The sequence below is a fragment of the Methyloceanibacter superfactus genome, assembly GCF_001723305.1.
Taxonomy (GTDB): domain Bacteria; phylum Pseudomonadota; class Alphaproteobacteria; order Rhizobiales; family Methyloligellaceae; genus Methyloceanibacter; species Methyloceanibacter superfactus.
This window is the reverse complement of the sequence record NZ_LPWF01000008.1, coordinates 25250-37644: the sequence shown is the minus strand read 5'-3', so window position 1 is coordinate 37644 and position 12395 is coordinate 25250. Positions and strand designations below refer to the sequence as shown.

The 12395-nt window shown below is 65.4% G+C and carries 13 protein-coding genes and 2 pseudogenes; 4 read left to right on the top strand and 11 right to left on the bottom strand.

Translation table 11 applies throughout. The annotated features are described in order from the left end of the window. Nucleotides 1-439 precede the first annotated feature (439 nt). From AUC69_RS03155 to AUC69_RS03130, 7 genes are all read right to left on the bottom strand, one after another. Nucleotides 440-670, bottom strand: coding sequence for an SHOCT domain-containing protein (locus tag AUC69_RS03155; protein ID WP_069440878.1), 231 nt, complete (start codon nt 668-670; stop codon nt 440-442). Between the two features lie 15 nt (nt 671-685). Continuing rightward, nucleotides 686-943, bottom strand: coding sequence for a bacteriophage holin (locus tag AUC69_RS03150; RefSeq protein ID WP_069440877.1), 258 nt, complete (start codon nt 941-943; stop codon nt 686-688). Nucleotides 944-1117: 174 nt separating this feature from the next. Next, on the bottom strand, nt 1118-1873 hold the full coding sequence (locus AUC69_RS03145) for a cytochrome b/b6 domain-containing protein (RefSeq protein WP_069440876.1): 756 nt from the start codon (nt 1871-1873) through the stop codon (nt 1118-1120). A 430-nt stretch (nt 1874-2303) separates the two neighbouring features. Next, nucleotides 2304-2510: a hypothetical protein gene (locus AUC69_RS16870; RefSeq protein WP_141700555.1), complete on the bottom strand. Its 207-nt coding sequence runs from the start codon at nt 2508-2510 to the stop codon at nt 2304-2306. Between the two features lie 83 nt (nt 2511-2593). Next, nucleotides 2594-3175, bottom strand: a complete 582-nt coding sequence (locus AUC69_RS03140) for a hypothetical protein (protein ID WP_141700554.1) — start codon at nt 3173-3175, stop codon at nt 2594-2596. A gap of 65 nt (nt 3176-3240) precedes the next feature. Beyond that, nucleotides 3241-3627 (bottom strand): hypothetical protein, encoded by a 387-nt coding sequence (locus tag AUC69_RS03135; RefSeq protein WP_069440874.1) that lies wholly within the window; start codon nt 3625-3627, stop codon nt 3241-3243. 68 nt (nt 3628-3695) lie between these two features. Beyond that, complete coding sequence (locus AUC69_RS03130; RefSeq protein WP_069440873.1) at nt 3696-4034, bottom strand: hypothetical protein; 339 nt, start codon at nt 4032-4034, stop codon at nt 3696-3698. Nucleotides 4035-4232: 198 nt separating this feature from the next. Between AUC69_RS03130 and AUC69_RS03125 the strand changes: the two are divergent. The 3 genes and pseudogenes from AUC69_RS03125 to AUC69_RS03115 all read left to right on the top strand — a co-directional run bounded on the left by AUC69_RS03125 (nt 4233) and on the right by AUC69_RS03115 (nt 7142). Then, a pseudogene (locus AUC69_RS03125) lies at nt 4233-5782 on the top strand (amino acid permease). Nucleotides 5783-5829: 47 nt separating this feature from the next. Beyond that, nucleotides 5830-6498, top strand: coding sequence for an alpha/beta fold hydrolase (locus AUC69_RS03120; protein WP_069440872.1), 669 nt, complete (start codon nt 5830-5832; stop codon nt 6496-6498). Further along, on the top strand, nt 6435-7142 hold the full coding sequence (locus tag AUC69_RS03115) for an alpha/beta fold hydrolase (RefSeq protein ID WP_141700553.1): 708 nt from the start codon (nt 6435-6437) through the stop codon (nt 7140-7142). Before AUC69_RS03120 ends, AUC69_RS03115 begins: the two co-directional genes overlap by 64 nt. Before the next feature lie 4 nt (nt 7143-7146). Here the strand turns inward: AUC69_RS03115 and AUC69_RS03110 are convergent, their stop codons facing one another. Beyond that, nucleotides 7147-7572 carry a GFA family protein gene (locus AUC69_RS03110; protein WP_069440870.1) on the bottom strand — a complete coding sequence of 142 codons (426 nt, stop codon included), beginning with the start codon at nt 7570-7572 and terminating at the stop codon, nt 7147-7149. A gap of 194 nt (nt 7573-7766) precedes the next feature. Here AUC69_RS03110 and AUC69_RS16865 point away from each other — a divergent pair, with 194 nt between their 5' ends. Continuing rightward, nucleotides 7767-7955, top strand: a complete 189-nt coding sequence (locus tag AUC69_RS16865; protein ID WP_141700552.1) for a hypothetical protein — start codon at nt 7767-7769, stop codon at nt 7953-7955. Nucleotides 7956-8075: 120 nt separating this feature from the next. Here AUC69_RS16865 and AUC69_RS03105 read toward each other — a convergent pair whose 3' ends face one another. The 3 genes and pseudogenes from AUC69_RS03105 to AUC69_RS03095 form a co-directional block, all read right to left on the bottom strand. Next, nucleotides 8076-8342, bottom strand: a complete 267-nt coding sequence (locus AUC69_RS03105) for a hypothetical protein (protein ID WP_069440869.1) — start codon at nt 8340-8342, stop codon at nt 8076-8078. A 207-nt stretch (nt 8343-8549) separates the two neighbouring features. After that, nucleotides 8550-9523 (bottom strand): annotated as a pseudogene (locus AUC69_RS03100) (HpcH/HpaI aldolase/citrate lyase family protein). A 19-nt stretch (nt 9524-9542) separates the two neighbouring features. After that, entirely contained in the window at nt 9543-12308 is a 2766-nt protein-coding gene (locus AUC69_RS03095) for a phosphoenolpyruvate carboxylase (protein WP_069440868.1), read from the bottom strand. Nucleotides 12309-12395: the final 87 nt, after the last annotated feature.

The following is a 12395-nucleotide window of genomic DNA, read 5'->3' as shown; positions in this document are numbered from 1 at the left end:
CCCAAGTCCCGAACGACAGACGGTCTGCAGCTCGCGTCCTCATGGACGAGGGATGCGTGCATCTACGCGAGCTTTGGAGGCCGGGGATAACGTGGGGAGAGCGGCTGAACCGGCCGGCCGGTCCGCCTTGGGGAGCCCGGTCCGCCTTGGGGAGCAAAGGCACCAAGGGGGAAGAAGCCCGACCACCCCGGGGGAAAGCGGCCAGGCTTCCTACGCGACTTGAGCGCGTAGGGCGGGATGCAGGTTCGCAGCAACAGGGAACCCGCCGCTACGCGCTAGACGGTTCAACGTAGGGCGGCGGAGGATGGTTCCACACGGCCCGCGCGCGCGCGCCTCATGGACGGGGGATGGGAGGGATTGTGCGGTATCCTTCCGACAGCTTCGCGAAGGACTGAGCGCGTTCGAGCAATCGCCCTGGGCCGAAGCCAAGAGGGCCGCATCAGTCGATCAAGTCGCGCTTCTTCTGCAGGTATTCTTCGCGGTCGATCTCTCCACGCGCATAGCGCTCATTGAGTGCGTCGAGGCCACGAGAACGCTGTTCTGTGCGCCCGCTCGTCGTGGCTTGCGATCGGACGAACCACAATACCCCAGCGACGATCAAGACGAAGAGCGCAACCCAGAAGATAAAGCCCAGCCCCATACCCCAGCCGTCCATCATCCCGTCATACATCTCTCGGCGCTCCGCTTAAACGCCGACTCTGGTGGCAAAAAAGTTGTATAGCCAGGCCAGGATAGCACCGCAGATGGCGCCACAGACGAACCCCCAGGCCAGGCCGATCAAGCTGCCGAGCGGGGTCAGGCTATAGCCGTAATAGAATTGATCGAGGAGCGCTGGCGCGGTCGTAGCGCCGCCTTGAGCGATAAGCCACCAAGTTGAGACAAAGATTCCGCCGCCCCACCAAATTCCAAAAGCCAGGGCGAAGGCTAAAGCATTGAGCTTCATCTCGCATCTCCCTGTAAAGGGCATAGGAAAAGACTTTAGCGCAACCGCAAATATCGGCCTTGATCTCGGTCAACCGGCATGCCCGCGAGCGCGATGCCCAAGCTGGACCTTTTTCCCACTCCCATTCAGCTATTCAGCGCCACGCCGGCGAGCTTTAGCCGCCGGCCAGTCCGTTCAGGCGCCCGGCTCGCGATGATCCACGGGCGTCCGGTCGTGGATCTTTCGCCCCGTGAACATGGCGGAGACGATGCCGCCGCCTTCGCGCAGTTCGGTCACCACCACGCCGCCGATATGAATCACGATCAGCACGAGAAGCGCGTAGGAATTCCAGTAGTGCACCGTGACGAAGGGCAAGCGGAAGGCGCGCATCGCCTCCCATGAGGCGGGATCGATGCCGGTCTTGTCGTAAGGGACGATCGTCGCCGGGTCGACGCCGGGCGCCGCAATCCAGCCGGTAATCCAGCCGCCGAACGGCGGATAGTAGATGTCGGTCCCGGCGAGAACGAGACCCGTCGCCGCCTGCACCACCAGCAGCAGGAGCAGCAGCGACACCATCAGGCGCGCGACCGGGTTGTGTCCGAGATAAGGGCGCACATCGCCGCGCAGCAGCTCACCCACATAGTCCTTGAGCGCGGCGCCGTAGCCCTTGCCGAACGGCAGCAGCGCGGACCAGCCCGCATGCCGGTTGCCGATGAAGGCCCAGACGATGCGCCACGCCAAATTGATCGCGAAGACATAGCCGAACAGGACATGGGTGGACTTCAGCAGGAGCTTGCCGTCGTCGGTCACGCCGAGCTCTTTGCCATAGAGCATCGCGGTGCCGAGGGCGGCCAGCGCAACGACGCAAACGAAGTTGATCCAATGGAACCACCGCGTCGGCCTGTCCCACACGGCATAGGATCGAAGGCTCTGTGTCGATGTCTCGGTCATTCGCCTCTCGCTTGCTCGCCGACCGCCGACGTCCCGGCGCCGTCCTAAATGGCCCAAAAGCACCACTTAGGACCCTAGCCGCTCTTAATCCTGGTGCCTAGGCAGACCTCTTCGCGAGCCGCGAGAAGACCTCGAGCGCCCGCGTGCTTCTTGCCGACCATCTACCGGCGTTTCCTAGTCAACCCCGCCCTCGTCGACTGATGGGCGGTATTCGGGGCGCCCGGCTTTCACTTTGGCCCCGGCCGGACAAGAAGAAGCCCCGGTCACGGGGGGAGGGCCGGGGCTTCGGGTTCCTTATCGGGGGGAACCTTCGGTGATGGGAGGGAAAGCCATCACCTTGGCAAAGATAGAGCGCCGCTGAAGCAAATATCCAGCGCCCAATCGAACACGCTTAATCACGCTTCCGAGACCGCGCCCGTTTCACTGCCGACTAGCAGGAAACCTCGCGGGCGTTCGAGCCTGCATCGTCGGTGGCTTGGTAGCACTGCTGCGAACCGTCGTCGTTGACGCAGGTCTGCCAGTACACGCCATCGCTTTGCCAGTTCCAGATCGAGCAGGAAGGCCCTGCAATGGACGCGGAGCTGAGCGTGGATAGGACGGCTGCCAAAAGAACAATCCTTAGAACAGTGTGGCTCATGGAGGTGCTCCCTTTGAACCGGGTTAACCTTTCATGACAGCGCTCAATCCAAATCGGAAGCAAGGGGAATTTGGAGCGCACCCTTAGCGGACAGACGCGCGGGCACATCGTGGCCGTCGCCCGGAGCCTAGTCGCCCCAGCCTTCGTTGACGCATTCGATACCCCCCGGCGGGATGGAACGGATGACCGCTGTCCAGATCCACGGCCCATGCCTGCTGGATATCCCGCCACCATTCCTGGTCCGGGCTTGGCACGACGACAGCCAAGATCTTTTGGGTCACGTTGGGTTGCGCCGCCCGGCAGAAAAAGGCGAGCGCCGCATTCTCGCGCAACGGCGGGGTCACCAGCACATCGGTGATCTGGAAGGTGAGGTATTTTGCGCCGGGCCGCCTCGGCAAGGCCCACTGCACCAGCACGAGCTGCGCCCCATCAGCCCGCCGATACTGGGCGTACCAGACAGGGTCTTCAAGCAGACCGCCGCCCATATCTTCCCACCCCTTTATCGGAAAATCACCCTCGGCCTGCGTGCCAATGAGCCGCTGGAGAGCCGGGTCGACCGGGGGCGCAGGGACTGGAGGGGCAGGCGGTTCGGCCACCGAGGCGCCCGCCCTTAGAAGGAGCGCAAAACTGGATGCGACCAGAACAGCGCCGGCTTTTCGGAACATCGGCACCTTCCTCATAGGATCAGGCAGGCGGTTCTCGCGCCTAGCGTTCGGCGCGGACAATCCCACTAGTAAATCCGACAGATATATTTGCGGATTTCGCCCTTCGCGTACCACTGACAATTGGGCTGGGCCACGCCTTCACCTCCGCCTCCAGTGCCGACACCGCCGCATTGCGCGACCTTAGCGTTGCAATTGCTGATGCAAGCCCCGATCGTCGCTTGTGACGCGCCGCCCCACGCTTGCGCGAAACTCTGACAGAAGCCGGAACAACCGCCATACTGATTGAGCTGGGCGAGGCTGTTGCAATCAAGCTGCTGTATCTCTTGGGCGCGGAGGCACGACGCGCAGCGAGGCGCCGCTGGATGCGCCGTGAATGCGGCGCCGGCGGCGACCGGCACCGCCACCACGACGGCGCCAACGATCAATGCCGAGATGAAGCCGGGTAGAGTCATCCTGCGACTCCTTTCATCTCCTCAACGGAGACTGTCCACCCTCCGGAAACACCAAAGACCGAGCGCTCTCACGGTGAGCACCACGGCGTATTGAGAATGAAGTCGATACAGGCCGCGGGCGTGTAGCCGTCGAACGCGATGTGCGGATAGCCGGCACGGATCATCTTGCCCGTGCAGTTGTCGATCATGTCGTTGCAGGCATAGACACATCGCGTCGTGTCGTCGGGCATCCTTCTCGCCCCGACGCAGCAATGATCAATTTGCGCGACTCGAATGCCGGACGACGATTCCGCTTTAATCCAGTCGCATTGCGAGGAGGACGCGTCCGCCGTCTTCGCTTGACCGGCGCCGGTCGAGGCAAAACCGAGGCAAATGATGGCGATGACCGTTGCCAGAAGCTTTTTCATCGCTGCGCCCTCTTTCGGCTAACCAGCACGGTGAAGGAAGCGTCGCCTTGAGCGAACCGCGAAAGCCGCTCGCGCGCCTTGATTTCCATCAAATGGCCCCGCAACCCCACCTGCCCCAAGCCTCCCACCCCTGCTATAGTCCGGGCCGAATCTGACGGTTGAGGGCCCGGGCACAGGGCCCCACGGGGGACAGGGAATATGGTCGGCAAGAAGCACGAGGGCGGCGTCTCCTATAAGGACCCCGGCATCGATTATTTCGAGGATCGGGAGCTCCGGCGCCATGCCGGCGTCTTCTATCTGTGGGCGCTGGGCGTCGCCGCGGTGATTTCCGGCGATTTCTCCGGGTGGAATCTCGGCTTCGCCGTGGGCGGCTGGGGCGGCATGTTCGTCGGCGCCGTCATCATCACCATCATGTTCTTAGGGCTCACCTATTCCATCGCCGAGATGAGCCCGGCTTTGCCGCACACCGGCGGCGCCTATTCCTTCGCCCGCACCGCCTTCGGGCCTTGGGGCGGCTTCATCACCGGGGTCGCGGAGAATATCGAATATGTGCTGACGCCCGCGGTCATCGTCTATTTCATTGGCGCCTATCTCACCGCCATCTTCGGCACGCCGGCGGCGTGGCAGCCGCTCTTCTGGATCGCCGGCTACGTCATCTTCGTCACCGCGAACGCCCGCGGCGCGAACTGTCCTTCATGGTCACTGCCATGGTGACGCTCATGGCCATCTGCGTGCTGATCACCTTCTTCGTGAGCGCGCTCCCCTTCTTCGACTTCTCGCGCTATGCGCTGAATATCGGCGCGGACCCCGTGACCGGCGCCGGCGTCGAGCTGCCGAGGGCGGCGGCCCGTTCCTGCCCTTCGGCGTCTACGGCATCTTGGCCGCCATGCCGTTCGCCGTGTGGCTGTTCCTCGCCATCGAGCAGCTGCCTTTGGCGGCCGAAGAATCCGTCGACCCGAAGCGCGATATGCCGAAAGGCATCATGTTGGGCATGTTCACGCTGATCGGCCTCGGCTTCCTCGTGCTCCTCATCAACCCGTCTATTCCCGTGGAGCGCGTGGTCACCGACGCCGAACGGGGCGAGCGAGACGGTGACGGGGGCCTTCGCGCTCGGCACCTCGGCCGAGCCGATCTTGGACGGCTTCCGCGCCATCTTCGATCTGCATGCGGCAGGTGCCTTGGCGCTCGCCGCCGTGGCCGGCCTGGTGGCGAGCTTCCACGCCATCATCTTCGCCGGCGGGCGGCAGATCTATTCCCTGTCGCGGGCCGGCTATTTCCCGCATTTCCTGTCGGTGACGCACTCAAAGCACAAGACGCCCAACGTGGCGCTCGTCGCCGGCGCCGTGCTCGGCCTCGCGGTGATGCTGACCGTGTGGTTCACCATGGGCGGCCAAGACGCCGGCTCCTTCATCGGCGGCGTGCTGCTGAACATGGCGGTGTTCGGCGCCATGTTCTCCTATCTGCTCCAGGGGCTGACCTTCATCCAGCTCCGCCGCAAATTTCCCAAGATCGAGCGGCCCTTCAGAAGCCCGTTCGGCGTGCCGGGTGCGGCCCTCACCGTGCTCATCGCCGCCGTGACCATCGGCTTCCAGCTCGCCGATCCGGTCTACCGCGACGGCGTCGTCGGCGTGGCCATCTGGTATGGGCTGGCGATCTGCTATTTCGCCGTGCATGGCCGCAAGCATCTGATCATGTCGCCGGAGGAAGAGTTCGCCACGCGGCATCGCGAAAGCGCGGGCCCGAACTGACGGGCAACATCGAAACGCCGGCGGAAGGCGCATAAGACAGGGCTTGGATGAGACGGCTCAAATGGCTCTGGATTGCATGGGCGGCCGTGGCGCTGCCCCTGTCCGCCGCCTATGCCGTCGACCGGCTGCTTCTCGCGCCGGCCTGCCCCACCTGTCACGCCGCCCAGACCGAGGCCCTGCCCCTGTTCTCGCCGAAGCGCGACGGTCTCGTCCGCATCCGCGCCAGCGGCATGGAGTTCCGCGCCCGCGTCGAAGGCTTCGGCCGGAACCCCGGCGGCGAAGGGGTCATCCTGCTGCACGGCTTCCCCGAGACCTCGATCATGTGGCAGCCGCTGATGGACCGGCTGGCGGGGGAAGGCTTCCGCGTCGTCGCCTTCGACCAGCGCGGCTACAGCCCCGGGGCGAGGCCCTGGCGGGTCGGCGCCTATACCAGCGGGCGGCTTGCCGCCGACGCGGTCGCCATCGCCCACGCGGTGGGCTTCGAGCGCTTCCACGTGGTCGGCCACGATTTCGGCGGCGCCATCGCCTGGATCGCCGCGGACCGCTTCCCGGACCAGGTGCTGACCGTCACCTCGCTCTCCACCCCGCATCCGGCGGCTCTCGCCGAAGCGCTGGAGCGCCCGCGGCCCAGTGGGCCGACAGCAGCTACGTCTTGCTTTACCGCCTGCCCTGGCTGCCGGAGCTGGTGCTCGGCTTCAACCGCGCGTCCTATCTGAAGCGTCTGCGCTGGCAGATGCTGCCGCCGGAGCAAGTCGAGGAATATACCCGGGTGTTCGGCGAGCCCGGCGCGCTGCGCGGGCCGCTCAACTGGTACCGCGCCTTCGCGTTCGACTCCCTCGATCCGCTCGGCAAGATCACCCAGCCGGCGCTCTATATCTGGGGCAACGAGGACGGCGCCTTCGGCCGCGTCGCCGCCAACAAGACCGCCAATTATGTGGACGGGCCGTTCCGCCAGCACAGCCTGAAAGCGGGCCACCAATTGATGCGCGAGGCGCCGGACCAGGTGGCCGACGCGGTGCTGTCTCATCTCAAGACCTGGTCGGCGGTCTCCGAGCGGTGGAACGCGGCGCTGGCCATGGCGCCCCAGGACGACGGCTCGGCCTGCGACCAGTCGCGGCCCCATTGCCTCAACATCGTCGTCGCGCCGGACGGCCATGCCGTGCGCATCCGCAACAGCTGCGACGAGCGCCATCAGGGCGCAGTGCGCATCGCCTGCACCGGCTGGGCGCCGGAGGCCTTCGTCGAGTTTCGCTTCGATCTCGGCGCCAAGGGGGAGATCACCCAGCAGAGCAGCGGCTTTTCAGCCGGCGACTGCTACTACCGCCACCGCCTCTGCGCGGCGAAAGCGCCGCGGAACTGAGACCTCACCCCTTGGGCGGGCCTGGCAGCGCGGGCTGCTTCGCCTCCTGCGGAATAGTGGGGTCGATGGGCGCCCAGGACGGCGCGCTCGAGGTCCAGATGGTGACCTGCGGCCGGCCCAATTCGGGGTCGTCGAGCGTGCCGGCGCGGATGCCGATGAGATGCGGCCGCGCCTCGGACCCGGTGGTCACCGGCGTCCCGCAAGCGGGGCAGAAGCCGCGATGCATGGCGCTGCCGCTATCGGCGGCGCTGGCGAAATCCCGCAAGTCTCCCTTGAGATGCACCGCCTCGGCGGGAAACACCACATTCACCGTGGCACTGCCCGCCCCGAATTTCTGGCAATCCGTGCACCAGCAGGTCCTGACCACCAGTGGCTCGGCCTCGATTTCATAGCGCACCGCGCCGCACAAACATCCGCCGGTGATGGTCATGTCCCGTCTTCCTTCCGAAAAGAGCCTGCTCCGCCGAAACCTCGCAGAACAAGCGGGCCACCGGCAAGCCCCCGGTAATAAAGCGGCAAGCCTTGCGGCGGCGCCGTGGCGGGTTGCCGACAAATTGCCGGGATTCAGTCTCAAGGCCACCAAACTCGCTCGGCATAAACGGCGCCAACGAGGGGAGAGAACGAATGTCCGTACTGTCACTCTTATCGGGCGCCGTCTTGGCCGGCCTGATCTATGGCTTGAGCTTTTTTCCGACCGCCACGCTGACCCGCTATGACGACGACGTGGCCGGTCTTGCCGACGACACCGGCGCCCTGCCGGATCCCGACGTCGCCGATGCCGAGACGGAGCGCCGCGAGCGCGACACCGTCTAACCCGGCCGTCAGGCCCAGGCGTCTGAGCTTAGGGACCCGGGCGTTGGGCACCACCGACCAGCCAATAAAAATGGCCGGGGCGAACCCCGGCCATTTCTGCGCCAGCCGTCGGGCTGCCGCCTATTGCTTGCCCTCTTCCGCGTCGATCTCGGTCTCCTCGCTCGGGGCCGGAGCCTCGCTCTCCATGGAGTCCTCTGCGGGAGCCGGGGTCACCTCTTCGGGCTCCAACGCCTGCTCCACCGCTTCCTCCTCCATATCGTCAGCGACCGGGATAGCGACAGCAGCAAAGCCATTGAGCGTCTGCGGCGGAGCCGTGAGCGCGTAGCTGGCAGTCGCCAAGCCAAGCACCAGCGAAGACCCGCCGACCATGAGCAGCAGCCTGAACATTGTAGTCCCTCCTATGAGTGAAGACACACGACGATATCAGAACCCGCGTTCGCGGAATAAGTTCACGACGGTTTTCCCCACGCTTTCGTCCAAGGGCCGGAGCGGGCTGGACCGGGGGCAAAGGGCATAAAAAAATGGCCGGGGCGAACCCCGGCCATTCGTAATTCGGACCCCGGCGTTCGCCGGGATGAAGGAGTAGGCCGAAGCCTACATGCCCATGGCCTTGGCCTTGTTGAGCAGCGCCTCGGCCTGGCGGATCGAGGCAATGTCGATCAGACGGCCGTCGAGCGACACCGCGCCCTTACCTTCCTTGGCCGCCTGCTTCATGGCCTCGACGATGCGCTTGGCCTTGGTGACCTCGGCCTCGGACGGCGTGAACACCTGGTTGGCGAGATCGACCTGGGAGGGATGGATCGCCCACTTGCCCTCGAAGCCGAGCACCGCGGCGCGCTTGGCGGCCGCCAGATAGCCGTCCGGATCGGAGAAGTCGCCGAACGGGCCGTCGATCGGACGCAGGCCGTAAGCGCGGCAGGCGACCATCATGCGCGACAGCGCATAGTGCCAGGGATCGTTCCAGTAATAGTCGCGCTCGGCGACGCCCTCTTCCTTGTCGGCGAGGATGCCGTAATCCGGATGCGGCGCCCCGATGCCCATGGTGCGGGCGCGGGTCGAAGCGGCATAGTCGGCGACGCCGAAGCTCATGGCCTCGACGCGCGGGCTCGACTGGGCGATGGCCTCCACATTGGCCATGCCGAGCGCCGTCTCGATCAACAGCTCGAGGCCGATCTTCTTCTCGTATTTCTTGAACTGCTCGATCTGCGTGACCAGCATGTCGATGGCGTAGACGTCCTGCGGCACGCCGACCTTGGGGATCAGGATCATGTCGAGGCGCGGGCAGTTCTCCAGCACGTCGACCACGTCGCGATAAGCATAGTGGGTGTCGAGACCGTTGATGCGGATCATCATGGTCTTGTTGCCCCAGTCGAGATCGTTGAGGCCCTGGATGATGTTCTTGCGGGCCTGCTCCTTGTCGTCGGGCGCCACGGCGTCCTCGAGGTCGAGGAAGATGACGTCGGCGCGCCGGCGGCGGCCTTCTCGAACAGCGACGGGTTCGAGCCCGGCACGGCAAGCTCGGAACGGTGGAGTCGCGGGGTCGCCTGCTGGATCAGGGTAAAGCTCATTCTAGGGGTCCCTCCTGGTTTAACCTGTGGCGCCGAGACCGGCGGCAACGGTGTTGATGGAAAGCAGTAATGCGGATTTGAACTCTTCGCGTGTCTGGTCGGACTCTGTCGCCCGGAAACGGCGCAGGAGATCGACCTGCTCGCGGTTGACCTCGTTGGTGGTGGGGAGCCTCACGGCCAAAGCGGCGCGGAACTGCGGAAATCGCCCGGCAATCTCCGTTCCACCGGACACTTTCAGCACCATCTCGGCGGTCAAGGCAAGCTCCTTCTCGATCATGGCGTAAATGGTCTCGCGGACGCGCTCGTCGGACACTAACATGCTGTATTCCCTCGCAATTTCGAGGTCGACCAGGGCCAGCGTCTTCTCCACTTCGTCGATGATCAGGCGGAACAGGCGGGAGCCCTTGAACATTTGGCCGAGCAGCTTTTCGCCCTGGCTTCCGCGCACCTCGAGGAAGTTCTGAAGCGCGCTGCCGACCCCGTACCAGCCGGTGATGATGTGCCGGTTCTGGGCCCAGGCGAACACCCACGGAATGGCCCGCAGGTCCTTGAGCGAGCTGGCGCCGAAGCGCCGCGCCGGGCGCGAACCGATATTGAGAAGCGAGATCTCCTCGAGCGGGCTCGCCGACTGGAAATAGGTGACAAGGTCCGGATGGGTGATGAGCCCCGTATAGGCGGCGCGGCTCGCCCCCGCCAAGGCCTCCATCGCCCCGTCGAACTCGCGGGAGGGCTGGAGCGCCGTCTCGCGTTCCGACTTCAAGGCGTGCTCCAGCACGCTCGCGGCCAGAAGCTCCATCTGGTAGAGCGACGTGCCCTTGTTGGCGTATTTGTAGGAAACCACCTCGCCCTGCTCGGTGACGCGGAAGCGGCCCCGGATGGAGCCGGCGGGCTGGGCGGCGATGGCGCGGCCCGTGGGCGCGCCGCCCCGGGATACCGAGCCGCCGCGGCCATGGAAGAAGGCGATCGGCGTGCCCGCCACCTGGCCCACCTTGGTGAGGCTCGTTTGCGCCTTGGCCAGCTCCCAGTTGGAGGCGACGAAGCCGCCGTCCTTATTGGAGTCGGAATAGCCGATCATCACCTCTTGCAAGCCCCCTTGCCAATGGGTGGAGCGGCGGATCAGCGGGATGGCGAGCGCCTCGCGCATGATCGCGGGCGCGGCGCGTAGATCGTCGATGGTCTCGAACAGCGGCACGATGGGCAGGGCGCAGATCTCGGTGCCGGCGGTATCGAGGAACAGCCCGCCCTCCTTGGCGAGCAGATAGGCGCCGAGGATATCGTCCACCGAACGCGTCATGGACAGGATGAACGAGCCGAAAGCGTCGCGGTCGAGCCCGCGCCTGATCTCTGCGGCTTGCGCGAACATGGCGATGAGGTCGGTGGCCTCGGCCGGCAGCGCGGCGGTGATCCGCTCGGTGGTGAGCGGCCGCGCCAGCTCGTGCAGCAGCCAGGTGCGCCATTCGCGGCTGCCGAGCTCCGGCGGATTACCCTCGCCGTGACCGGCGCTCGCCCACCACAACGCTTGCAGGGCTTGCGTCGTACGCGTGGAGTTCTCGCGTAGGTCCAGCCTGACGGTAGAGAAGCGGAACAGCTCCACGGCCCGGCGCACGGGCTTGACCAGGTCCGCGGCGATGGACGGGCTGTTGGCCTCGGCCAGTGCCCGCTCCATTAAGCGGAGATCGTGGATCAGCTCGTCGGCATTGGCGTAGTTCGGTTGACCGAGCTCAAGCTCGCCGCCGCCGGCGCGCACCGCAGTGGCGTCGAGCTTGCGCAGCACCGTGGTCAAGAACTGGCGGTAGGGCTCGCCGGGATTGCGCGCGGCGATCGTCTCGCCCTCGCCGCTCATCTTGAGCGCGTGGGCGAGCGTCTCGCGGAAACCTTCCGGCACCGGCAACGCCCGCTCGGTGATGGACAGCATGCGGGCGAGGCTCACGATGCGCTCGCGGTAGTGGCGGAGTGCCGCGAGCGCGTTCTGGCGCAACGCCCAACCCGTGACCGTGGTGTTGACGTGCGGGTTGCCGTCGCGGTCGCCGCCGATCCACGAGCCGAACTGGAAGAAGGGCGGCAGCTCGAAATGCTGTCCCGGGTAATGATGCTCGAGCGCGCCTTCGAGCAGCGCGATCATCTCCGGCGCCTTCTCGAACAACGTCTCGTCGAAGAAATGGAGGCCGCGCAAAACCTCGTGCTCGACCGTCGGCTTTTCCAGATGCAGCTCGCCGGTCATCCACACCAGCTCGATCTGGTCGCGGATGTCGGCGAGGATCGCCTGACGCTCCCGCTCGGTCCACCGCGTGGTTTCGAGCTCGCGCAGCAACAGGTAGATCTTGCGGTATTTCTCCAGCACGGTGACGCGCTTGGACTCGGTGGGATGCGCCGTAATGACCGGCCGGATGCGCAAAGACCGCAAGAGATCCTCGATCTCCTTCGGCGCGATGCCGTCTCGCGCCGCCTCGGTCAGCACGTTGTCGAACGTGCCGCGCACGGCGTCGCGGCCGCGCATGCGCTCGATATGGCGGCGCCGGCGCATAGCCGCGTTCTGCTCGGCGATGGAAAGAAGCTGGAACCAGATGCCTTGGGCTTGCAGCGCCCGGGCCATCAGCTCCGGCGTGAAGTCGGAGGTCTCGGCGCTGCCGTCGAACACGCCGGCAATCTCGGGCTGGTGGCGGCGCACCACCTCCATGAGAAGGTCGAACAGGATATCGGACGCGTCCTTCGCCGAGGTGCCGCTGATAAGCGCGGCCATCTCGTCGTCGGTCCCGGTCGTCGGCTCTGTGGACTCCTCATTCATCACTTAACGCAAGGCACCCCCGACCAAATCGGTCGGCTCTAGAGGTTAGGACCGCGCGAAACCACATCGCGGCGGCAGCCATGTCCC

Bases quoted from the DNA above. Each gene is read 5' to 3' on its own strand.
- AUC69_RS03155 (WP_069440878.1), bottom strand. From the start codon at position 670: ATGTATGACGGGATGATGGACGGCTGGGGTATGGGGCTGGGCTTTATC.
- AUC69_RS03150 (WP_069440877.1), bottom strand. From the start codon at position 943: ATGAAGCTCAATGCTTTAGCCTTCGCCCTGGCTTTTGGAATTTGGTGG.
- AUC69_RS03145 (WP_069440876.1), bottom strand. From the start codon at position 1,873: ATGACCGAGACATCGACACAGAGCCTTCGATCCTATGCCGTGTGGGAC.
- AUC69_RS16870 (WP_141700555.1), bottom strand. From the start codon at position 2,510: ATGAGCCACACTGTTCTAAGGATTGTTCTTTTGGCAGCCGTCCTATCC.
- AUC69_RS03140 (WP_141700554.1), bottom strand. From the start codon at position 3,175: ATGTTCCGAAAAGCCGGCGCTGTTCTGGTCGCATCCAGTTTTGCGCTC.
- AUC69_RS03135 (WP_069440874.1), bottom strand. From the start codon at position 3,627: ATGACTCTACCCGGCTTCATCTCGGCATTGATCGTTGGCGCCGTCGTG.
- AUC69_RS03130 (WP_069440873.1), bottom strand. From the start codon at position 4,034: ATGAAAAAGCTTCTGGCAACGGTCATCGCCATCATTTGCCTCGGTTTT.
- AUC69_RS03120 (WP_069440872.1), top strand. From the start codon at position 5,830: ATGAGACGGCTCAAATGGCTCTGGATTGCATGGGCGGCCGTGGCGCTG.
- AUC69_RS03110 (WP_069440870.1), bottom strand. From the start codon at position 7,572: ATGACCATCACCGGCGGATGTTTGTGCGGCGCGGTGCGCTATGAAATC.
- AUC69_RS16865 (WP_141700552.1), top strand. From the start codon at position 7,767: ATGTCCGTACTGTCACTCTTATCGGGCGCCGTCTTGGCCGGCCTGATC.
- AUC69_RS03105 (WP_069440869.1), bottom strand. From the start codon at position 8,342: ATGTTCAGGCTGCTGCTCATGGTCGGCGGGTCTTCGCTGGTGCTTGGC.
- AUC69_RS03095 (WP_069440868.1), bottom strand. From the start codon at position 12,308: ATGAATGAGGAGTCCACAGAGCCGACGACCGGGACCGACGACGAGATG.